Annotated in this window: 20 protein-coding genes; 16 read left to right on the top strand and 4 right to left on the bottom strand. The window is 47.2% G+C overall.

The window, feature by feature from the left end; all coding sequences use genetic code 11:
• The first annotated feature begins 242 nt into the window (after window positions 1-242).
• The 8 genes from AC0IXI_RS19125 (at window position 243) to dinB (ending at window position 7485) form a co-directional block, all read left to right on the top strand.
• Window positions 243-1586 carry a Na(+)-translocating NADH-quinone reductase subunit A gene (locus AC0IXI_RS19125; RefSeq protein ID WP_422569802.1) on the top strand — a complete coding sequence of 448 codons (1344 nt, stop codon included), beginning with the start codon at window positions 243-245 and terminating at the stop codon, window positions 1584-1586.
• Between the two features lie 3 nt (window positions 1587-1589).
• Window positions 1590-2828, top strand: coding sequence for an NADH:ubiquinone reductase (Na(+)-transporting) subunit B (locus tag AC0IXI_RS19120; protein WP_134184124.1), 1239 nt, complete (start codon window positions 1590-1592; stop codon window positions 2826-2828).
• Window positions 2821-3615, top strand: a complete 795-nt coding sequence (locus tag AC0IXI_RS19115; RefSeq protein WP_134184122.1) for a Na(+)-translocating NADH-quinone reductase subunit C — start codon at window positions 2821-2823, stop codon at window positions 3613-3615. Before AC0IXI_RS19120 ends, AC0IXI_RS19115 begins: the two co-directional genes overlap by 8 nt.
• The gene (locus tag AC0IXI_RS19110; protein WP_081908371.1) at window positions 3608-4246 is read left to right on the top strand and encodes an NADH:ubiquinone reductase (Na(+)-transporting) subunit D; all 639 of its coding nucleotides are present in this window, start codon (window positions 3608-3610) and stop codon (window positions 4244-4246) included. Before AC0IXI_RS19115 ends, AC0IXI_RS19110 begins: the two co-directional genes overlap by 8 nt.
• A 6-nt stretch (window positions 4247-4252) precedes the next feature.
• Window positions 4253-4849: an NADH:ubiquinone reductase (Na(+)-transporting) subunit E gene (gene nqrE, locus AC0IXI_RS19105; RefSeq protein WP_034461600.1), complete on the top strand. Its 597-nt coding sequence runs from the start codon at window positions 4253-4255 to the stop codon at window positions 4847-4849.
• Between the two features lie 12 nt (window positions 4850-4861).
• The gene (nqrF, locus tag AC0IXI_RS19100) at window positions 4862-6085 is read left to right on the top strand and encodes an NADH:ubiquinone reductase (Na(+)-transporting) subunit F (protein WP_413498129.1); all 1224 of its coding nucleotides are present in this window, start codon (window positions 4862-4864) and stop codon (window positions 6083-6085) included.
• 11 nt (window positions 6086-6096) lie between these two features.
• On the top strand, window positions 6097-6321 hold the full coding sequence (gene nqrM, locus AC0IXI_RS19095; protein ID WP_034461602.1) for a (Na+)-NQR maturation NqrM: 225 nt from the start codon (window positions 6097-6099) through the stop codon (window positions 6319-6321).
• Between the two features lie 108 nt (window positions 6322-6429).
• Window positions 6430-7485, top strand: a complete 1056-nt coding sequence (gene dinB, locus AC0IXI_RS19090) for a DNA polymerase IV (protein ID WP_471682947.1) — start codon at window positions 6430-6432, stop codon at window positions 7483-7485.
• A gap of 44 nt (window positions 7486-7529) precedes the next feature.
• On the opposite strand, the gene pepD is transcribed toward dinB, so the two are convergent.
• Window positions 7530-8987, bottom strand: a complete 1458-nt coding sequence (gene pepD / locus AC0IXI_RS19085) for a beta-Ala-His dipeptidase (protein WP_410371896.1) — start codon at window positions 8985-8987, stop codon at window positions 7530-7532.
• Window positions 8988-9252: 265 nt separating this feature from the next.
• On the opposite strand from pepD, the gene gpt reads away from it, so the two are divergent.
• The 3 genes from gpt to crl all read left to right on the top strand — a co-directional run bounded on the left by gpt (window position 9253) and on the right by crl (window position 11591).
• Window positions 9253-9711, top strand: a complete 459-nt coding sequence (gene gpt, locus AC0IXI_RS19080) for a xanthine phosphoribosyltransferase (protein ID WP_034457839.1) — start codon at window positions 9253-9255, stop codon at window positions 9709-9711.
• Window positions 9712-9884: 173 nt separating this feature from the next.
• Window positions 9885-11132 (top strand): esterase FrsA, encoded by a 1248-nt coding sequence (gene frsA / locus AC0IXI_RS19075; protein ID WP_064516494.1) that lies wholly within the window; start codon window positions 9885-9887, stop codon window positions 11130-11132.
• Window positions 11133-11189: 57 nt separating this feature from the next.
• Window positions 11190-11591, top strand: a complete 402-nt coding sequence (crl, locus tag AC0IXI_RS19070) for a sigma factor-binding protein Crl (protein WP_064516497.1) — start codon at window positions 11190-11192, stop codon at window positions 11589-11591.
• Between the two features lie 46 nt (window positions 11592-11637).
• On the opposite strand, the gene AC0IXI_RS19065 is transcribed toward crl, so the two are convergent.
• Window positions 11638-12738: a porin gene (locus AC0IXI_RS19065; RefSeq protein ID WP_134184109.1), complete on the bottom strand. Its 1101-nt coding sequence runs from the start codon at window positions 12736-12738 to the stop codon at window positions 11638-11640.
• Window positions 12739-13033: 295 nt separating this feature from the next.
• On the opposite strand from AC0IXI_RS19065, the gene proB reads away from it, so the two are divergent.
• The 4 genes from proB to AC0IXI_RS19045 all read left to right on the top strand — a co-directional run bounded on the left by proB (window position 13034) and on the right by AC0IXI_RS19045 (window position 19598).
• Entirely contained in the window at window positions 13034-14137 is a 1104-nt protein-coding gene (gene proB / locus AC0IXI_RS19060; RefSeq protein WP_064516501.1) for a glutamate 5-kinase, read from the top strand.
• Window positions 14138-14147: 10 nt separating this feature from the next.
• A complete protein-coding gene (gene proA / locus AC0IXI_RS19055; protein ID WP_134184105.1) occupies window positions 14148-15401 on the top strand; it encodes a glutamate-5-semialdehyde dehydrogenase in 1254 nt (417 codons plus the stop codon).
• 501 nt (window positions 15402-15902) lie between these two features.
• Complete coding sequence (ehaB, locus tag AC0IXI_RS19050; RefSeq protein WP_471682946.1) at window positions 15903-18845, top strand: autotransporter adhesin EhaB; 2943 nt, start codon at window positions 15903-15905, stop codon at window positions 18843-18845.
• Window positions 18846-18977: 132 nt separating this feature from the next.
• Window positions 18978-19598, top strand: coding sequence for a helix-turn-helix domain-containing protein (locus AC0IXI_RS19045; RefSeq protein ID WP_471682945.1), 621 nt, complete (start codon window positions 18978-18980; stop codon window positions 19596-19598).
• A gap of 34 nt (window positions 19599-19632) precedes the next feature.
• Here the strand turns inward: AC0IXI_RS19045 and ampH are convergent, their stop codons facing one another.
• Together ampH and AC0IXI_RS19035 are read right to left on the bottom strand one after the other, a co-directional pair.
• Complete coding sequence (ampH, locus tag AC0IXI_RS19040; RefSeq protein WP_471682944.1) at window positions 19633-20790, bottom strand: D-alanyl-D-alanine-carboxypeptidase/endopeptidase AmpH; 1158 nt, start codon at window positions 20788-20790, stop codon at window positions 19633-19635.
• 171 nt (window positions 20791-20961) lie between these two features.
• Window positions 20962-21249, bottom strand: coding sequence for a hypothetical protein (locus AC0IXI_RS19035; RefSeq protein ID WP_471682943.1), 288 nt, complete (start codon window positions 21247-21249; stop codon window positions 20962-20964).
• A 396-nt stretch (window positions 21250-21645) separates the two neighbouring features.
• On the opposite strand from AC0IXI_RS19035, the gene lpxP reads away from it, so the two are divergent.
• The gene (gene lpxP / locus AC0IXI_RS19030) at window positions 21646-22572 is read left to right on the top strand and encodes a kdo(2)-lipid IV(A) palmitoleoyltransferase (protein ID WP_471682942.1); all 927 of its coding nucleotides are present in this window, start codon (window positions 21646-21648) and stop codon (window positions 22570-22572) included.
• Window positions 22573-22618: the final 46 nt, after the last annotated feature.

Below are 22618 nucleotides of genomic sequence, written 5' to 3'. Positions count from 1 at the left end.
GCCTCTAATGATGCTAAAATCCCCGCCGAATGTTGACCTGCGGATATGAACGGAAACTATCCATAAGTCAGTTGTCCCGCTTGTCGGGGCGACTTATACCTCCCTCTCGCAATAGTGAATGGATGCGTTTCCTGTTTTCACCGCTTTATGTGTCGCATCGGTTGAACGTTAATTCAACCCATCCGTTGTCGGCTACAGTTTTTTGTCGGTATGTTTAAGCCAATTTTAAACGTGATAACCTTATGATAAAAATCAAAAAAGGTCTGGACTTGCCTATTGCCGGTTTGCCGGAACAGCAAATCCATGACGGCCCTGCGATACCTTTCGTGGCCCTGCTCGGTGAAGAGTATGTCGGCATGCGCCCTTCTATGCTTGTGCAGGAAGGTGACAAGGTATTGAAAGGCCAGCCTCTCTTCGAAGATAAAAAGAACCCTGGCGTGCTCTTTACCGCTCCTGCGAGTGGAACGGTAAAGGCGATTAATCGTGGTGAACGTCGCGTACTGCAATCTCTGGTTATTGAGGTTCAGGGTGATGAACAGGTCGTTTTTGAACGGTTTGCACCAGAAAACCTTGGCAAATTGCCGCGTGAAACTGTTCAGGCACAGCTGCTATCTTCTGGCCTATGGACTGCACTTCGTACGCGACCATTCAGTAAAGCACCGCAACCTGCGAGCATTCCCGCGGCCATTTTTGTGACCGCCATTGATACCAACCCGCTGGCAGTCGATCCGCAACCCATTATTCGCGCACATCGCGAAATGTTTGATGCGGGCTTAACACTGTTGTCACGGCTGACTGATGGAAAAGTCCATGTATGCCAGGCAGGTGGCGGTAAATTGGGCGGCCATGCTTCCGGACAAGTGACGTTTAATGAATTTGCCGGTCCTCACCCTGCCGGGTTAGTGGGCACACACATTCACTTCCTGGAACCTGTTAGCCTGCAAAAAACGGTATGGCATCTTAACTACCAGGATGTGATTGCCATCGGCAAATTATTTATTGAAGGTGAATTGTGGACTGAACGCGTTATTGCGTTAGCCGGCCCACAGGTTAAAAAACCACGCCTGATTCGCACTCGCCTGGGAGCCTCTCTGGAAGTGCTCACAGCCGGTGAGCTGGAAGAAGGCGAAAACCGCATCGTATCCGGTTCTGTTTTAAGTGGAACCATGGCAGTAGGCCCTCGAGCCTGGCTTGGTCGTTTCCACCTGCAGGTCACGGTTCTGAAAGAAGGGCGTGAAAAAGAACTGTTTGGCTGGGTAATGCCGGGAGCCGATAAATATTCGATTACACGCACCACAGTTGGCCACTTCCTGAAGCGCAAACTATTTAACTTCTCAACCGATACCAATGGTGGCGAACGCGCAATGGTGCCAATTGGCAACTATGAACGTGTCATGCCGCTGGATATTCTGGCCACGATGTTATTGCGCGACTTACTGGCAGGAGATACTGACAGCGCTCAATTGCTGGGGTGTCTGGAGCTGGATGAAGAAGATTTGGCGCTTTGTACCTACGTTTGCCCGGGGAAATATGAGTATGGCCCGGTGCTACGCGAGGTATTAACCCGCATCGAGCAGGAAGGATAAGTCATGGGCTTGAAGCATTTATTTGAAAAGCTAGAACCGCATTTTACGGAAGGCGGAAAGCTAGAGAAGTACTACCCGCTCTTTGAAGCGACGGCGACACTGTTCTATACGCCAGGTATCGTTACGCCAGGCGCCTCCCACGTTCGTGATGCTATCGACCTGAAACGCATGATGATCCTGGTGTGGTTCGCGGTGTTCCCGGCGATGTTCTGGGGCATGTACAACGTCGGGCTGCAAACCATCCCAGCCCTGAACAAAATGTACGGTGCTGAACAACTCCAGCAGGTGATTTCATCTGACTGGCATTATGTTATCGCGCAGTGGCTGGGGGTGAACTTTACGCCTGATGCTGGTTGGCTCAGCATGATGACGCTTGGGGCAGTTTTCTTCCTGCCAATCTACATCACCGTATTTTTGGTAGGTGGTTTCTGGGAAGTTCTGTTCTCTATCATCCGCAAACATGAAATTAACGAAGGCTTCTTTGTTACTTCAATTCTGTTTGCGCTGGTGGTGCCACCCACTATGCCTTTGTGGCAAGCCGCGCTCGGTATCAGTTTCGGTGTGGTTATCGCTAAAGAGATTTTCGGTGGAACAGGCCGTAACTTCCTCAACCCCGCGCTGGCTGGCCGTGCATTCCTGTTCTTTGCTTATCCTGCGCAAATTTCTGGTGATTTGGTGTGGACCGCGGCTGACGGTTTCTCTGGCGCAACGCCGCTTTCCCAGTGGTCCCATGGCGGCGGTGAAGCATTAGTCAATGTTGTTTCGGGCCAACCTGTGACATGGATGGATGCCTTCCTTGGCAACATTCCAGGTTCGATTGGTGAAGTCTCAACGCTGATGATCCTTATCGGTGGGGCGATTATCCTGTTTGGTCGTGTCGCCTCATGGCGCATCGTGGCGGGTGTTATGCTCGGTATGATTGCCACAGCAACGCTGTTTAATTTCATCGGTTCTGCAACCAACCCACTTTTCGCCATGCCGTGGTATTGGCATCTGGTACTAGGTGGTTTTGCTTTTGGCATGATGTTTATGGCGACCGACCCAGTTTCGGCCTCGTTTACCAACAAAGGTAAATGGTGGTATGGGGCACTCATCGGCGTGATGTGTGTATTAATTCGAGTTGTAAACCCGGCCTATCCAGAAGGAATGATGCTGGCGATTCTGTTCGCCAACCTCTTTGCACCGTTGTTCGATTACTTGGTGGTGCAAGCCAATATCAAGCGGAGGAAGTCGCGTGGCTGAAGTAAAAAGTAACGATAGCATTGGCAGAACACTGCTGGTGGTGCTGGTGCTTTGCCTGGTGTGCTCCGTTGTGGTAGCGGGTTCTGCTGTTGGGCTGAAAGCTCGCCAGCAGGAGCAAAAAGCCCTCGATAAGCAACGTAACATTCTTGATGTTGCGGGCTTAGCAACACCAAAAATGACAGGTGAAGATGTCAAAGCAGTATTTGAATCGCGTATTACACCGCGTTTGCTGGATTTGAAAAGTGGCGAGTTGCTGGATAAAGACTCGTCAAAATTCGACCAGGCAGCAGCACTGCGTGACCCTAACCTGAGCACGACACTTGCGCCTGAAGACGATCGTGCCGGGATAAAAAATCGCAGCAATATTGTTGAGATTTACCTGGTTCGAGATGAGCAAAACAAAATCCAGGAAGTTGTCTTGCCGGTGTATGGCAAAGGTCTGTGGTCGATGATGTATGCCTTTGTTTCTCTGCAAACCGATGGCCGTACGGTAAAAGGAATCACTTACTACGACCAGGGTGAAACCCCGGGCCTGGGCGGTGAGGTTGAAAACCCGAACTGGCGTGCGCAGTGGATTGGTAAGAAACTGCTTGATGATAATGGCAAGCCTGCAATTCGTGTTGTGAAAGGCGGTGCGCGTCAGGGGGATGAGTACGGGGTAGATGGTTTATCCGGTGCCACGCTCACAGCAAACGGTGTACAACACACTTTTGATTTCTGGATGGGTGAACTCGGTTTTGGTCCCTTCCTGAAACAAGTACGTGAAGGAGCGCTCAACAATGGCTGATATTTCAGACATGAAAGAGGTCAAACGGGTACTGGTTAGTCCTCTTGTGGATAACAACCCGATTGCCTTGCAAATACTCGGTGTCTGTTCGGCGCTGGCTGTAACAACGAAGCTGGAAACAGCATTCGTAATGACCATTGCGGTAACGGTGGTGACAGCGTTCTCCAGCATGTTCATCTCGATGATCCGTAACCTGATCCCAAACAGTGTGCGAATCATCGTACAGATGGCGATCATTGCTTCGTTAGTTATCGTCGTAGATCAGATTCTGCGTGCTTATGCTTACGAAATTTCCAAGCAGTTATCTGTATTCGTCGGCCTGATCATCACCAACTGCATTGTGATGGGGCGTGCCGAAGCCTACGCCATGAAGTCGCCACCGCTGGCAAGCTTCATGGATGGTATCGGAAACGGCCTGGGTTATGGCGTGATACTGCTGCTGGTTGGTTTTCTACGTGAGCTGATAGGTAGCGGCAAACTGTTTGGTATCACGGTGCTTGAAACGGTTCAAAACGGTGGCTGGTACCAGCCAAACGGGATGTTCCTGCTGGCGCCGAGTGCGTTCTTCATTATCGGCCTGCTTATTTGGGCACTGCGTACGCTGAAGCCTGCGCAGCAGGAAAAGGACTAACTGACTATGGAACATATGATTAGTCTGTTTGTGCGTGCCGTGTTTATTGAAAACATGGCTCTCGCGTTCTTCCTTGGCATGTGTACCTTCCTGGCGGTTTCCAAGAAGGTTTCCACGGCATTTGGTTTGGGTGTGGCGGTTACCGTTGTTTTAGGGATTGCTGTTCCGGCGAATAACTTGGTTTATAACCTTGTGCTTCGCGACGGTGCATTGGTTGAAGGTGTTGACCTCAGCTTCCTGAATTTCATTACCTTCATTGGTGTGATTGCAGCGCTGGTGCAAATCCTTGAAATGATCCTCGATCGTTTCTTCCCGGCACTCTATAACGCGCTGGGTATCTTCCTGCCGCTTATCACCGTTAACTGTGCCATTTTCGGTGGCGTATCGTTTATGGTGCAGCGTGATTACAGCTTCGGCGAATCCATCGTTTATGGCGTGGGTTCCGGTGTGGGCTGGATGCTGGCTATCGTCGCGATGGCTGGTATTCGCGAGAAGATGAAATATGCCAATGTGCCCGCAGGATTGCGTGGCTTAGGAATCACCTTTATCACCACTGGATTGATGGCACTGGGTTTCATGTCATTCTCCGGTGTGCAGCTATAAGGGCGGAAAGGTATGGAAATTATTCTTGGCGTGGTGATGTTCACGCTTATTGTTTTGGCCCTGGCGCTGATGATTCTGTTTGCCAAGTCAAAGCTTGTTAACTCCGGTGATGTGCTGATCGAGATTAACAACGAAGCAGACAAGCAGTTCCATGCTCCGGCGGGTGACAAACTGCTCAACACACTCTCAAGCCAGGGGATTTTTATCTCCTCAGCTTGCGGTGGTGGTGGTTCTTGCGGGCAGTGCCGTGTAACCGTTAAAGAAGGTGGGGGTGATATTCTGCCTACCGAACTTTCGCATATCACCAAACGTGAAGCGAAAGAGGGCTGCCGTCTTGCCTGTCAGGTTGCGGTTAAGCAGGACATGAAAATTGAGCTGCCGGAAGAGATCTTCGGTGTTAAAAAATGGGAATGCGAAGTTATCTCCAACGATAACAAAGCGACGTTCATCAAAGAACTCAAGTTACGTATTCCTGATGGTGACGTGGTGCCGTTCCGTGCGGGTGGTTACATCCAGATTGAAAGCCCACCTCACGAAGTTAACTACCAGGACTTCGATGTTCCGCAGGAATACCGTGGTGACTGGGATAAATTTAACCTGTTCCGTTTCAAATCTGTGGTGAAAGAACCCTGTGTTCGCGCCTATTCCATGGCGAACTACCCGGATGAGAAAGGCATTATCATGCTGAACGTGCGTATCGCTACGCCGCCGCCAAATGTGCCAGATGCACCTCCTGGGATTATGTCCTCCTATATCTGGTCGCTGAAAGCAGGCGATAAAGTGACAATTTCTGGGCCGTTTGGTGAATTCTTTGCCAAAGATACGGATGCAGAAATGGTGTTTATCGGCGGTGGTGCCGGTATGGCGCCAATGCGTTCGCACATATTTGATCAGCTTAAACGCCTGCATAGCACGCGCAAAATCAGCTTCTGGTACGGTGCGCGTTCGTTGCGTGAAATGTTCTACGAAGAAGAGTTTGAAAAACTGGCACAAGAAAACCCGAACTTTAACTTCAATGTGGCGCTTTCTGATCCGCAGCCTGAAGATAACTGGACGGGTTACACCGGTTTCATCCATAACGTATTGCTGGAAAACTATCTTCGCAGCCACCCGGCCCCAGAAGATTGTGAATTCTATATGTGTGGGCCGCCGATGATGAACGCCGCGGTGATTAAAATGCTCAAAGACCTGGGCGTAGAGGATGACAACATCATGCTCGACGACTTTGGCGGCTGACGGGAGCTATTATGCTGACGGTATTTTTAGCCACCTTCGTTATATTTTTGCTGGTGATATTTGGTATGTCACTGGGAGTTATCGTGAAGCGCAAAGCGCTTCAGGGTAGCTGTGGCGGCATTGCAGCACTCGGTATGGAGAAGGTTTGCAACTGTCCTGAGCCTTGCGATGCGCGTAAAAAGCGTATGGCGAAAGCCGAACGACTGGCAAAAATTCAGCAAAACCGCATCATATAAGCCTCTTAAATCCTCCCGCTTTGTCGGGAGGATTTCTTTGATACAGACTTTCCCCCTCTCATTAATTAACTGTATACTTATCCAGTGAAATTTCTGGTGTAAAAAAGTATGCGTAAAATCATTCATGTTGATATGGACTGCTTTTTTGCAGCCGTGGAGATGCGCGATAACCCCAAGTTGCGGGATATCCCGCTGGCTATTGGCGGCAGCGCGCAGCGACGTGGAGTTATCAGTACCGCAAATTACCCAGCACGTAAATTTGGCGTGCACAGCGCAATGTCGACCGCCATGGCACTCAAATTGTGCCCGCATCTGACACTTTTACCTGGGCGCTTTGACGCATATAAAGAAGCTTCCAACCATATCCGCGAAATATTTAGCCGCTACACCACGCTTATTGAACCTCTGTCTCTGGATGAAGCATATCTGGATGTGACCGCAAGCATTAATTGCCACGGTTCGGCCACTCTCATGGCGAAAGAAATTCGCCAGACCATTTCAGATGAACTTAATCTCACCGCTTCAGCGGGGATCGCTCCGGTCAAATTTCTCGCGAAAATAGCGTCAGACCTTAATAAGCCCGACGGGCAATACGTCATCACTCCAGAAGAAATTCCTGCATTTTTGCAAACCTTGCCGCTCGGCAAAATTCCAGGCGTTGGTAAAGTCACAGCCGGCAAGCTGGAAAGTCTCGGGTTACGCACCTGTGCTGATGTGCAGAACACAGATTTAGCTTCGTTGCTCAAACGTTTTGGAAAGTTTGGGCGTGTGTTGTGGGAACGCAGCCAGGGAATTGATGAGCGTGAGATAAATAACGAGCGGCAGCGAAAATCCGTCGGCGTTGAGAAAACGCTGGCTGAAGATATTCATACGTGGCAGGAGTGCGAACTCATTATTGAACAGCTGTACGAGGAGCTTGAGCGACGTCTGAAAAAGGTGAAACCAGATCTATTGATTGCTCGTCAGGGAGTCAAACTCAAGTTTAATGATTTCCAGCAAACCACTCAGGAACATGTCTGGCCGCAGCTAAATAAAGCCGATTTAATCGCAACGGCGAAGAAAACATGGGAAGAGCGCCGGGGAGGGCGAGGCGTAAGGCTGGTGGGGCTGCATGTCACGTTATTGGACCCGCAGTTGGAGCGCCAACTGGTTCTGGGAATATAAAAAAACCCTCTCAATGAAAGGGTTTTGATCTACACGTATTTGGCTTACTTAACAGGAATCGCTTTCAGTAACTCAGTCAGCAGAATCCAGTATTGGCCAACGCTTGCGATATGAACTTGTTCATCAGGCGAGTGTGGACCTGTAATGGTCGGCCCAATAGACACCATATCCATCTCAGGATAAGGCTTCTTGAACAGACCACATTCCAGACCGGCATGGATAACCATGATGTTTGGCGTCTTGTTGAACAGCTTTTCGTAAGTTTCACGAACCAGAGCCATTACCGGGGATTTTGCATCCGGCTGCCAGCCTGGGTAGCTGCCTTTTGCAACACTTTCTGCGCCAGCAAGCTGACCCAGTGCGTGAAGCATGCCAACCACATAATCTTTGCCGCTATCAATCAGTGAACGAATCAGGCAGATGATTTCTGCGCTTTCATCAGTCATTGTTACCACACCCACGTTCAGTGAGGTTTCCACTACGCCTTTTACAGCGTCGGAATTGCGGATAACGCCATTCGGCATTGCGTTGAGCAAGTTAATGAAAGCTTCGCGGCTTTTTACTGTCAGCGCAGATTTGTCTGTGTTGGTCGCTTCAACCAGAACGGTGGTGTTTTTCTCAACGGCACCCAGCTCATTTTGCAGAATTGACAAGAACTGCGCTGCCAGTTGCTTGAGTTGTGCAGCTTTATCGGCAGGTACAGCAAGGATAGCTGAACCTTCACGAGGGATTGCGTTACGCAGCGTACCGCCGTTCAGATCAATCAGACGAGCATCCAGTTCTGCTGCGTGAGCGAACAAGAAACGCGCCAGTAATTTGTTTGCATTGCCCAGACCCAAATGGATTTCAGCGCCAGAGTGGCCGCCTTTCAAACCTTTGATGGTCAGCTTGTAGGTTTCGTAACCTGCTGGAATCGCTTCACGTTGCAGTGGCAGCGTGGAGATAAAATCAATCCCGCCAGCACAACCCATATAGATCTCACCTTCTTCTTCAGAATCGGTGTTGATCAGGATATCAGCTTGTAACCAGCCAGCTTGCAGGCCAAAAGCGCCATCCATACCCGCTTCTTCGGTCATTGTCAGCAGGACTTCTAACGGGCCATGAGACACGGAATCATCAGCCAGCACTGCCAATGCAGATGCCATACCGATACCGTTATCCGCACCCAGCGTAGTGCCGCGCGCTTTAACCCACTCGCCGTCGATATACGGCTGAATCGGGTCTTTTGTGAAATCATGGACAGTGTCGTTATTTTTCTGCGGCACCATATCAAGGTGAGCTTGCAGGACGACCGCTTTACGGTTTTCCATACCAGCTGTTGCAGGTTTGCGGATCAGGATATTACCAACCTGGTCGCGCTCAACATGCAGGCCTTTTTCTTTTGCCCAGGACAGAATATGTTCCGCGAGTTGTTCTTCATGATAAGAAGGATGCGGAATAGAACAGATTTTGGCAAAAATATCCCACAGCGGCTGCGGAGATAATTGAGACAGTTCAGACACGATAAGTCTCCTTGACATCGACTCTGCTGACAATTTTGGTTCGCAGAGCGCAGGATTGATCTTAATGAAATACAACACAAGTAAGCATTGTGCGCTGGCCTGAGAATACCACTATAACTAAGGCTGTGACGACCTAAAGCACGTAAAAACGAGGGATACAGGCCTACAGTACTGGTTTTTAGTGCGTCAGATCTCTATAATCTCGCGCAACCAAAACCCCTTTGAACATTTTTAAGCCGTTAATAACTGGCTGGGATAATTTCACATGAGCGAAAAATACATCGTCACCTGGGACATGTTGCAGATTCACGCGCGTAAGTTGGCAAGCCGTCTGCTTCCTGCTGAACAGTGGAAAGGCATTATTGCTGTTAGCCGTGGCGGCCTGGTTCCTGGCGCACTGCTGGCACGTGAACTGGGGATTCGTCATGTTGATACCGTATGCATCTCCAGCTATGACCACGACAACCAGCGTGAGCTGACCGTGTTGAAACGTGCTGAAGGTGATGGTGAAGGCTTCATCGTTATCGATGACCTGGTAGACACTGGCGGTACCGCTGTTGCTATCCGCGAAATGTATCCAAAAGCGCATTTCGTCACTATCTTCGCCAAGCCTGCTGGCCAGCCTTTGGTTGATGATTACGTTATCGATATCCCGCAAGATACCTGGATTGAACAGCCGTGGGATATGGGCGTTGTGTTCGTGCCACCTTTAGCTGGTCGTTAATAGCCGTCATCCTTCGAGTCACAGTGGCGTTAGCTACAGCTCAAATGATTTAGGTTATTGGTAGTTTAAGTATTTGCAGTGATTTACGCCCGGCATAGCCGGGCGTTTGTGTTATTTGGATGCTGACAGAGTACAATAGCCTCATTCCTGACGTTTGTATGGAGGCAGAAACGATGTCACAGGCCAATCTTAGCGAAACCCTGTTTAAACCACGATTTAAGCACCCCGAAACTTCAACTCTGGTTCGGCGCGCTAAGCATCAAGCTGCCCCCGTTATTCAGTCTGCTCTGGACGGTGCAACAGCCCCTCAGTGGTACCGTATGATCAACCGCCTGCTCTGGGTTTGGCGCGGTGTCGATCCTCTCGAAATCCTCGAAGTACAGTCGCGAATTGCCATTTGCCAGGCCGAACGTACCAATGATGAGTTATTTGATACGGTCATTGGCTATCGTGGTGGGAACTGGATCTATGAATGGTCAAAGCAAGCGATGCAATGGCAACAGCGAGCTAACCAGGAAACAGACAAGGTACTTAGTGGCAAGTATTGGTTACAGGCCGCTAATCTTTATAGCATTGCAGCCTACCCGCATCTGAAAGGTGATCAACTTGCAGAACAGGCACAAGTTCTGGCAAATCGCGCGTATGAAGAAGCGGCTCCGCGTCTTTCCGGAGGCTTGCGCGAACTTGAATTCCCAATTCCTGGTGGCGGAACAATAACCGGATTCTTACACCTTCCAAAAGAAGGGCAGGGGCCATTTCCGACTGTGTTAATTTGCGGTGGCCTTGACGCTTTGCAAAGCGATTATTACAACTTGTTTGATAAATATTTTGCACCTGAAGGTATGGCGATGTTGACCATCGATATGCCATCGGTTGGCTTCTCTTCAAAATGGAAACTGACTCAGGATTCCAGTCTTTTACACCAGCACGTTCTGAAGGCGTTGCCGAATATTCCGTGGGTCGATCACACTCGTGTAGCGGCGTTTGGCTTCCGGTTTGGAGCTAACGTAGCGGTACGGCTGGGATATATTGAAGCACCACGTTTGAAAGCTGTGGCATGCCTTGGACCTGTTGTTCATAGCTTACTGAGCGATGCATCCCGTCAGGCACAAGTGCCGGAGATGTATATTGATGTACTGGCGAGTCGCCTTGGGATGAATGATGCATCAGATAGCGCCTTGCGTGTGGAGTTGAATCGCTATTCATTAAAAACTCAGGGACTGCTAGGGCGCCATTGCCCAACGCCAATGTTATCTGGTTATTGGGCAAACGATCCATTCAGCCCTGAAGAAGACTCTCGTTTAATCACTTCGTCATCTGCGGATGGTAAGTTGCTAGCGATCCCGTTTAACCCGGTGTATCGCAACTTTGACAAAGCGCTGAAAGAAATTACCGGATGGATCAAGCAGAGATTACGTTAATGATTTGCTAAATTTCATTGATTTGGTAAAACAGTTGCTTCACAACAGGAGATCGCAATGACGTTACCGAGTGGACACCCGAAAAGTAGATTGATTAAAAAATTCGCCTCGCTTGGCCCATATATCCGGGAAGAGCAATGTGAAGATAACCGTTTCTTCTTCGATTGCCTGGCTGTGTGCGTTAATGTGAAGCCTGCACCAGAAAAACGTGAATTCTGGGGCTGGTGGATGGAACTGGAAGCGCAGGAAAAGCAATTTACCTATACATACCATTTTGGTCTGTTCGACAAAGATGGTAAGTGGACTGCAACAGCAGCAAAAGACAAAGAAGTAGATGAAAGACTTGAGCAAACACTGCGTGGTTTCCATGAGCGGCTGCGCGAGTTATTAAGCACTCTGGGTCTGGATTTGGTGCCCGCAGAAAACTTTGCAGAAAAACCAGTAAAGCTTTCGGCCTGAAATAAAAAACCCCCACCCATCAAGGATGGGGGTTTTCTTTTTCTAATTAGAATTGATAAACAATACCGATGGCAACAACATCATCACTATTCAGATTTAATGCATTGTCATCACTGAGTTGGTTAATTTTGTAATCAACATAAGTAGACATGTTTTTGTTAAAGTAATAAGTAGCCGCGACATCGATATATTTCACCAGATCGGCATCACCGATCCCTTCAATATCCTTAGCTTTTGACTGGACATAACCCAGTGATGGGCGAAGACCAAAATCAAATTGATACTGTGCAATAACTTCGAATGCCTGGTTTTTATTTGCAAAGCCACTAATGTTACTATTTATTCCATTAATTGATGCTGTACCAGAAATTGGCGTCATATTACGTGTCTCGGCATACATTGCAGCCAGATACACTTTATTCGCGTCATATTTAACGCCGGTAGTCCAGGCTTCGGCATTGTCACCCTTGCCGTAAGCCTGGTTTTTCTGTGCCAAAGTACGGTTGGAGTTGGCGTAACCAGCACCAACTGTCAGGCCAGTATCACCAATGTCATAAGATAGTGAAGTACCAAAACCGTCACCGTTTTGTTTACTGGTTGCACGGCCATCGTTCTCGTTTTTCCCTTGATATTGCAGGGAAAGTTTCAGTCCATCAACCAGACCAAAGAAGGTGTTATTGCGGTAGGTCGCAACACCATTAGCACGGCCAGTCATAAAGTTATCGGTTTTGGTGTAAGAATCATCACCAAACTCTGGCATCATATCGGTGTAGGAAGCGATGTTGTACAATACGCCGTAGTTACGACCATAATCAAATGAACCAATATCACCCGCTTTTAACCCAGCAAATGCCAGGCGAGTTTTGGTTGTATTAACATCACCTTCGGCTTTGTTAGCGGCAACTTGATATTCCCACTGCCCGAAACCAGTTAGTTGGTCGTTAATTTGAGTCTGGCCTTTAAACCCCAAACGGACATAAGATTGATCGCCATCTACAGCGTTATTATCACTTAAATAGTGTTCTGCTTTTACTTTTCCGTAAAGGTCGAGTTTATTGCCATCTTTATTATAAATTTCCGCTGCCTGCGAAGAAGTTGATGACGCCAGAAAACCCAATACCATTAATGCCAGTGTGCTTTTTTTCATTTTCTCATCCCAATGATGTATGCGCGCTAAAATTTAATCGGGAAATATCCCGTTAAAAAACGCAGAGAGTTTTATCGCCTTGAGATGAAAGTTTTATGACATGGTAAGAGAAAGTTTAAATAAACGTAATAATTTATATTTGTCATAAAATTGTCAAAATTTGCCGTTAGGGTTATCGATCGTTTACGCGAAGTTAACCGTTTTCCGTGCCGGGGCAGTTGGCATTCACCACGACTCCTGTTACAACGTCATTTGGCATTTTAAATTTCCAATTTCGCTAACACGGCAGAGAATCATGAGTGACAGCCAGACGCTGGTGGTAAAACTAGGCACGAGCGTATTAACCGGTGGCTCACGCCGCCTGAATCGGGCTCATATTGTTGAGCTGGTGCGCCAATGTGCACAACTTCATGCCTCCGGGCACCGTATCGTTATTGTGACGTCTGGGGCGATTGCCGCAGGACGTGAGCATTTGGGCTACCCCGAGCTCCCCGCAACTATTGCGTCGAAACAATTACTGGCCGCCGTAGGGCAAAGCAGGCTGATCCAACTCTGGGAACAGCTATTTTCTATCTATGGCATTCATGTTGGGCAGATGCTGCTCACGCGGGCCGATATGGAAGATCGCGAACGTTTCCTGAATGCACGCGATACCCTGCGAGCGCTGCTGGACAACAATATTGTACCTATAATCAATGAAAACGATGCTGTTGCGACGGCAGAAATCAAAGTCGGCGATAACGATAACCTTTCTGCGCTGGCCGCTATTCTTGCGGGTGCCGATAAGCTGCTCCTGCTGACAGATCAACAAGGGTTATTTACTGCTGACCCACGTAATAATCCAGCCGCTGAATTAATTAAAGAAGTCCATGGCATTGATGATGCGCTGCGCGCCATCGCCGGTGATAGTGTTTCCGGGCTTGGGACCGGCGGTATGGGTACTAAATTACAAGCTGCGGATGTTGCCTGCCGCGCTGGCATAGATGTTGTGATTGCTGCAGGAAGCAAACCTGGCGTTATTGGTGATGTGATGGCGGGGACTCCTGTCGGAACACGTTTCCATGCGCAGCAGTCCCCATTAGAAAATCGTAAGCGCTGGATATTTGGTGCACCACCAGCCGGTGAAATTACGGTTGATGATGGCGCGCTGGCCGCGATTCTTGAACGAGGTAGTTCTTTACTGCCGAAGGGGATCAAAAATGTAACAGGCAACTTCTCCCGTGGAGAAGTAATTCGCATTCGTAGCCTCGAAGGGCGTGATATTGCCCATGGGGTTTGCCGCTATAACAGCGATGCTTTACGGCGTATTGCGGGCCATCACTCTCAAAAGATCGGTGAAATCCTTGGCTACGAATATGGCCCAGTGGCGGTTCATCGTGATGATATGATTGTTAATTAAGGAGCAGGCAATGCTGGAACAAATGGGCAAAGCCGCTAAAGCGGCTTCTTATCAGATGGCCCTGCTCTCCAGTCGCGAAAAAAATCGTGCGCTGGAACGAATTGCAGATTATCTGGAAGAACAGGCTGAAGGTATTTTAACGGCCAATGAGCAGGATTTAGCTGAAGCAAAAGCCAATGGTTTGAGCGAAGCAATGCTCGATCGCCTACAACTAACACCTTCACGTCTGAAAAGCATCGCAGATGATGTTCGCCAGGTTTGCAATCTGGCCGATCCTGTTGGTCAGGTGATTGATGGGGGCTTGCTCGATAGTGGCCTGCGTCTCGAACGTCGCCGTGTTCCATTAGGTGTCGTAGGGGTAATTTATGAGGCCCGCCCTAACGTAACGGTTGATGTAGCCTCATTGTGTCTAAAAACAGGTAATGCAGCGATTTTACGCGGTGGTAAAGAAACATGGCGTACAAACGCCGCGACAGTAAAAGTTATTCAGCAAGCTCTAATGGAGTGCGGTTTACCTGGGGCGGCAGTTCAGGCGATTGAAAGCCCCGATCGCGCCTTGGTGAACGAGTTACTGCGCATGGATCGCTACGTAGATATGTTAATTCCGCGCGGTGGTGCTGGTCTGCATAAACTTTGCCGTGAGCAATCCACCATTCCTGTGATAACGGGTGGTATCGGTGTTTGCCATATTTTTGTCGATGAAAGTGCGGAGTTTACTCCTGTGTTGAAAATCATCGTAAACGCGAAAACACAACGCCCAAGTACCTGTAATACGGTGGAAACTTTGCTGGTACATCAAGAAATTGCCGAAACTTTCCTACCGGCTTTAAGTAAGCAAATGGCAGAATCTGGCGTTACATTACATGCGGATGAAAAATCGTTGCTGCTTTTGCAAAACGGCCCGGCAGAAGTGCTGCCAGTGAAAGCAGAAGATTACGACGATGAATGGTTGTCACTCCATCTGAATGTGAAAGTTGTTGCTGATATCGATGACGCTATCGATCACATTCGGCAGCATGGCACACAGCACTCAGATGCAATTCTGACGCGTACATTAAGCCACGCGAATCGCTTTGTGAATGAAGTCGATTCTTCAGCTGTTTACGTGAATGCTTCAACGCGTTTCACCGACGGCGCCCAGTTTGGTTTAGGCGCTGAAGTGGCTGTAAGTACGCAAAAACTTCACGCCCGTGGTCCAATGGGTCTTGAAGCACTAACGACTTATAAATGGATAGGGTTCGGCGACGATACTATTCGTGAATAATTGATATAAAGGTAATACATATAAATCTGGAAATTATAAGCTTATATGTATTACCCATCACTTTCAGAAATTAAATGCACCTGGCACATTTGAATATTAAATGAATCAATATCTCTACTCTTCAATCCTGTACTTCCGCGTATAAAAGCCATCAGTTATTTACATGTGATCGATATTATACATCAAGCTAACCTAATGTTAACTCTCTTCATTTAAATAATATATTAATAAAATTTATTGATTCATTTTATATATGATTTGTTTTTTATTTTTGCATGTCGTTAATATGTAAGTAATTACTGGCCATAAATGCTTGCAGCATGTTTGTCATGTTTGTCCTTTTTCATACTTACTAAAGAAATTAATTGAACGATTTGCTATCGGCACATAATAATCTTCGCCACTAATGACGTTACATGTATTAGTGGTTACCGTTTACTACTTACTGCATTGACTATTGATGGACCAACATAAGATCTAGTCCCTGAGGAGGGATGACAAATGCACTCTTGGAAAAAGAAACTCGTTGTATCACAACTTGCATTAGCCTGCACTTTGGCAATTGCTTCTCAGGCACATGCTGCAAGTAATGATATCTCAGGTACGACATATAATACTTTCGTTCACTATAATGATTCTACTTTCGCTGACGGTGTTTACTATAAGGGATATGCGGGCTGGAATAACTATGGTACTGACAGTGTTTACAATGGTGATATTTACCCAGTAATCAATAAATCTACCGTAAATGGTGTTATTTCCACGTATTACCTGGACGATGGTATTTCTACCAACACCAATAACAATAGTCTGACAATCGCAAATAGTACCATTCACGGTATGATAACTTCCGATTGTATGAACACTGATTGTGTTGACGGCCGCACTACTGGTTATGTCTACGATCGTCTGGCATTGAACATTGATAATTCAACGATTGATGACAACTACGAACACTATACCTACAACGGTACGTATAATGATGCAGCAGATTCACATGTTGTAGATGTATACAATATGGGTACAGCCATCACTCTGGATCAGGAAGTTGATCTTACCATTAAAAATAACTCACACATTGCGGGTATTACGCTGACTCAGGGTTATGAGTGGGAAGATATTGATGACAACACTGTTAGCACTGGCGTAAATAGCGATGAAGTGTTCAATAACACAATTAGTGTAACCGATTCTACCGTGACTTCAGGTTCATGGACAGATGAAGGTACATCTGGCTGGTTTGGTAATACCGGTAATGCAAGTGATTATAGCAACACTGCTACTCGTGATGATATTGCGATCTCTGCAATTGCTAGCCCGTATGTTGACAATGCCATGCAGACAACAGTTAACCTCAGCAATTCCACGCTGATGGGTGATGTTCTCTTCTCAAGTAACTTTGATGAGAACTTCTTCCCAAATGGTGCTGATTCTTATCGCGATACAGATGCCAGTGTTGATACTAACGGCTGGGATGGTACCGACCGTATGGATGTTACCCTGAATAATGGTAGCAAATGGGTCGGCGCAGCAATGTCCGTACATCAGGTTGATACTGATGGCGATGGTGTTTATGACACTTATGCATCAGGTACCGATGCAACTGAAAGATTGATCGATATCACAGCTAACAGCTTGTGGCCATCATCAACTATTGGTATCGATAATCCTGATACTGCATACAATGAAGGTCACGTTGCTGGTAACGAAGTTTATCAGAGCGGTCTGTTCAATGTTACGTTGAATGGCGGTTCAGAATGGGATACGACTAAAGCATCTCTGATTGATACGTTAAGCATCAACAGCGGTTCTCGGGTAAATGTAGTAGATTCTTCCTTGGTTTCTGACTCTATTGCTTTGACCGGCGGTTCTTCTCTGAATATCGGTGAAGATGGTCATGTTGCAACAGATTCTCTGACTATCAATAATAGTACAGTATCTCTTGCTAGTGATGTGTCTGCGGGCTGGACTACGGCTGATGCTGCTTTGTATGCAAACACAATCACTGTGACCAACAATGGTCTTTTTGATGTGAAAACTAATCAGTCTAATATTAGTTCGTTCCGTACTGATGTACTGAACGTAACTAGCACAACTGATAGTGCAGGCAACATCCATGCAGGTGCGTTCGACATTCACAGTAACCGTTATGTGCTTGATGCTGATTTGAGCAATGATCGCACCAACGATACCTCTAAGTCTAACTACGGCTACGGTATTATCGCTATGAATTCTGATGGTCACCTGACCATTATTGGTAATGGCGACGCTTATGACACAAATCAGACAGAAGCAGGTCAAAACGAAGTTGATAACGTAGGTGGCGTCGTAGCTGCTGCTACTGGTAACTATAAAGTGCGTATCGACAACGCGACTGGTACCGGTTCTGTTGCTGATTATAAAGGTAATGAGCTGGTCTATGTTAACGACAATAACAGCAGTGCAACCTTCTCTGCTGCTAATAAAGCTGACTTGGGTGCCTATACCTACCAAGCTGAGCAGAAAGGTAATACTGTAGTTCTGAAGCAGGATCGTTTGACTGATTACGCTAATATGGCGTTAAGCATCCCTTCAGCTAACACTAATACCTGGAATCTGGAACAAGACGCTCTGGCGACTCGTCTGGCGAATGGTCGCCATACACCAAATGGTGATACAGGTGGTGCATGGGTTACTTATATCGGCGGTGGCTTCTCTGGCGATAACGGTACGCTGAACTACGATCAAGATGTTAATGGCATCATGGTTGGTCTGGATAAGCAGATCGACGGCAACTCTGCTAAATGGACTGTCGGTGCAGCAGCAGGCTTTGCGAAAGGTAGCATTAGCGATAACAGCGGTAATGTCGATCAAGACAGCCAATCTGCTCGTATCTACTCTTCAGCTCGTTTCCAGAACAATATTTTCCTGGATTCTACGTTGAGCTATAGCCATTACAGCAATGATCTGACTGCAACCATGAGCAATGGCGCTGCGGTGAGCGGTGATGCTTCTTCCGATGCTTGGGGCTTTGGCATGAAACTGGGTTACGACATGCAACTCAGCAAGGAAGGTTACCTGACTCCTTATGCTTCTATTTCTGGTCTGTTCCAGGATGGCGACAACTACCAGCTTAGCAATGATATGAAAGTGGGTAGTCAGTCATATGACAGCATGCGTTATGAGCTGGGTATGGATGCGGGATACACCTTCAACTATGGTGATCAAGCTCTGACTCCTTACTTTAAAGTGGCATACGTCTATGATGATTCAAACGGCAACAGTGCTAAGGTCAACGGTGATGACATCGACAATGGCGTTGAAGGTTCTGCTGTACGTTTAGGTCTGGGTAGTCAATTCAGCTTCACCAAAAACTTCGCAGCTTATGCTGACACTAACTATCTCGGTGGTGGCGATGTTGATCAGGATTGGTCAGCAAATGTTGGTGTTAAATACATCTGGTAATAATATAATGAATAATGTGGTTCAAACGATAATATGAACCATATCTAATCTGAATAAATTAGCAGTAATAAATGCCTGTCTCGAATAGAGACAGGCATTTTCTTGTGGCTCTTAAGATAAAGGAATATCGATATGTATATGAAACCATTAACCCAGCTCGAAGCTATTCGCAGCAGGTTGGTGGACGCGGGTAAGAGCTTCAATTTGCCGGCAGACAGTGAATTAAGCATGTTCAATGAAAATAACGAACAACTTATTTTATTTTTTAGTGAGGGGGCGATTGTACTACATCGAGAAATGGATGATCTATTGATGGATCTTATTTCAGCGCCAACATGTATTGGTCTGGCGAATATATTAAAGCCCTCTAAGTTTAAATACCGGGTAATTACTCAAACCGATTGTCATGGATTTACTATTCCTATAAGACATGCTTTTGAAATCATTGAAAAAAATAAACTTTGGCAGCCGGTTTGTCACTGGACAACCTTCCTTCTGCATAGTCTTGAAAACCGCGATGCTCGTTTCATTGGCGCAACAAAGTACTCTCAAATTCGAGCAACCTTACTCATTATGGACTCATGGAGCCCTGAATTACGTGAGCGTACCGGTGTCATAACGTTTGTACAAAAAAGAACTAAAATATCACGCTCAGTTATTGCGGAAATTTTATCTGCTCTACGCAAAGGTAATTATATTGAGATGGATAAAGGCAAGCTTAAAAAAGTCAATCGCTTACCGACTAGCTATTAAAAAAGCAGGTCGGTGAACCGACCTGCTTTACTACCTAAGAGGCAGGGCTAGTCAGTGGGGCAAACCCACTGAGTTCTGAAACTAAATCATTCACACCGTTACTCATATTCACGAAGCGAGTTAATGGCGAGCGAGTAACAACGACAAACACGCCGACATTACTTTCCGGGACCATTGCCATGTAAGTGATAAAGCCGCCACCACCACCGGTTTTCTGCACAATGCCTGGTCTGCCATTTTTAGGCGCCATATATACCCAGCCAAGCCCTAAAGCATCTGCTTTTCCTGGGACATCCATACCGATCACTTTAGTCAGCTGGGTACGTTGATATATCAGCGTCTGCATTCTGTCTGCTTGGGTATTACGGCGATGGAAATCAGAGCTCAGGAATTGCTGCATCCAGCGCATCATGTCATCAGGCGTTGAGTAAACACCGCCACTTCCAATTGCCGCGAGAGTGTTATCGCATGGACTCGCCCCTTTTTCAGCGACCATCAGGCGTTTGCACTGGTCAGGTGAAGGAGTGAACGTGGTGTCTTTCATCCCCAGTGGACGTGTGATTTGTTCTTCGAACAGAGCGGGATAAGGTTTTCCTGCTGCTCGAGACAACGCATCAGCCAGCAAGTCAAAAGCAAGGTTTGAATAAGCAGCGATGGTGCCTGGAGAGCTCTTTAAACTTGTAGTGGCAAGCCAGTCCCAGCGCTGATCGCGTGTCGGCCAGGTAAACACAGTTCGATGAGCCGCACCGCCGGGTTGTTCACGGGGTAAGGCACTTGTATGCGTAGCCAGATTAACAAGAGTGATGGGGTTACCATTGTATGTCGGGACTCTGGCTCCTGGCGGGGCATATTTGCTTAATGGATCATTAAGCTGAACTTTTCCCTGATCCAACATTTTTACCAACATCTCACTGGTCATCAGCTTGGTCAACGACGCAATGCGGATAACAGAGTCAAGCTGTGGGCGGACGTTATTTCCGGGTCGTGTTTCACCAAAACTTCTGAAAACGCGCTGATTACCATCAATCACTACCATCGCCATACCGGTAGCTCCGCTGCCGTAATAGATATGGTTGGCATAACGGTCTGCAATCTCGGAAGCAAAAACAGGATCGGGAGATGTTTGTGCAAAGCTCAAAATTGGCAGCGCAGCAATAACGAGCGCCGCAAGGCGCGGGAGAAGAATTTTCAACGCAGGTAACCCGTAAACGAAGAGAAGCGATATTGATCGTATTTATACTACTCTATGGCGCTGCGCAAACGCGGAAAATGAGGAATGTGATAAGAAAAAGCGTAACGCGCTATTTCAACGAGTTTTTCGCTCAGTAATGCACCACTGCTTGTCGCCGTGGTGCACATGATATTAGTTAGTTTTTTGTACGTCTTTTTGCATAACGTCGTCTGTTGTGCCGCCTTTTTTCAGCATTTTTTCGTTGCCTTTATGCTCTTTGCGCATCTCATGGCCTGATTCACAGCCTTTTTTGTTTTCGTTTCCAGCTGCACGGCAGTCATCAATAATATGCCCCGGGTTATTGAGTTGTTCTTTCTCAGCCTGCATACCTGAGGTACTGGTAGCTGGGTTTTCGGCAAATGCTCCTGCGGATGCGAACAAAAGAGTGCTTGAAAGTAAGGCTAATGTTAGTTTTTTCATAGGGCCAGGTTCCTGAAGTATGTAGGGAAATCCCAATAAGTATTGGCACAAATATCGGTTTGCGACAGGTGAAAAGATTATAATTTATTCATCAGAAATGGCTGAGTGATTGGTTGCGTTTTACCATAGAAAGACCAAAACCAGACTTTTATTGCCTGTTTTTTGAGCTGAAATGTGCGTGTAACGCCTGGTGTTGATGCAATTGTAGGAAATACGCAAAAAAACTGACAACTCCTATACATAGCTTGATCAGAAAATGAGTATCATCAGCGGAATATTGATTATTGTGCTGCAACTATTACTACCAGATGGCGTCTTAGTGATGGCACCTCGCTGTACCGCTAATGATTTAACTCCTTATGCGATACACACCAATTACGCATAAAGAAGCAGAAAATGTCTAGCAAACCGTTTTTCCGAAAAGATCTCCTTCACCCCCGCTATTGGCTGACCTGGTTTGGTCTGGCTATTTTGTGGCTTTGGGTGCAACTGCCATATCCCGTATTACTGAAAATGGGTGACATAATTGGTCGGGCATCAATGCGTTTTCTTAAACGCCGGGTTTCTATTGCTCGCCAGAATCTCAAACTTTGCTTCCCACATTATAGCGAAGTGCAAATTGAAGAACTCGTTAAGCAGAATTTCTCCTCGTTGGGGATGGGGTTGATTGAAACAGGAATGGCCTGGTTTTGGTCTGATGCACGGGTTCGGAAATGGTTTGATGTTAGCGGCCTTGAACACATCACCGCAGCTTGTGATAAAGGGAAAGGCGTTCTGGCCATTGGCGTGCATTTCATGTCGCTGGAATTAGGTGGCCGCGTCATGGGCCTTTGCCGACCAATGATGGCGATGTATCGCCCACATAACAATAAAGCGATGGAGTTTGTGCAAACTCGCGGTCGCTCCCGTTCCAATAAAGCCATGATCGACAGACGCAACTTGAAAGGCATGGTGAAGGCGCTTAAGTCCGGTGAAGCGGTGTGGTTTGCACCTGACCAGGATTACGGCCCAAAAGGCAGTTCATTTGCACCCTTCTTCGCTGTACCGCAGGCAGCAACCACCAACGGGACTTACACTATTGCCCGTCTGGCGAAGCCCGTGCTTCTTACAATTGTTCTGTACCGTAAATCTGATGGTTCAGGTTATCAGTTGGTTATTGGGCCAGAGATGGATGATTACCCGCTCGATGATGAACAAGCCGCAGCGGCGTATATGAACCGTAAGATTGAGCATGAAATTATGCGTGCGCCAGAACAGTACCTTTGGTTGCATCGTCGCTTTAAAACCCGGCCTGACGGTCAGCCCAAACTTTACACGGTTTAAAGTAAAACCAGGCTTATGCTACGCTCATGACTTCCTTGTTCATTGA

This window comes from Buttiauxella sp. AC038, from assembly GCF_979253565.1.
Note: the sequence above shows the minus strand (reverse complement) of the source record. Positions and strands in the feature narration are given on the sequence as shown.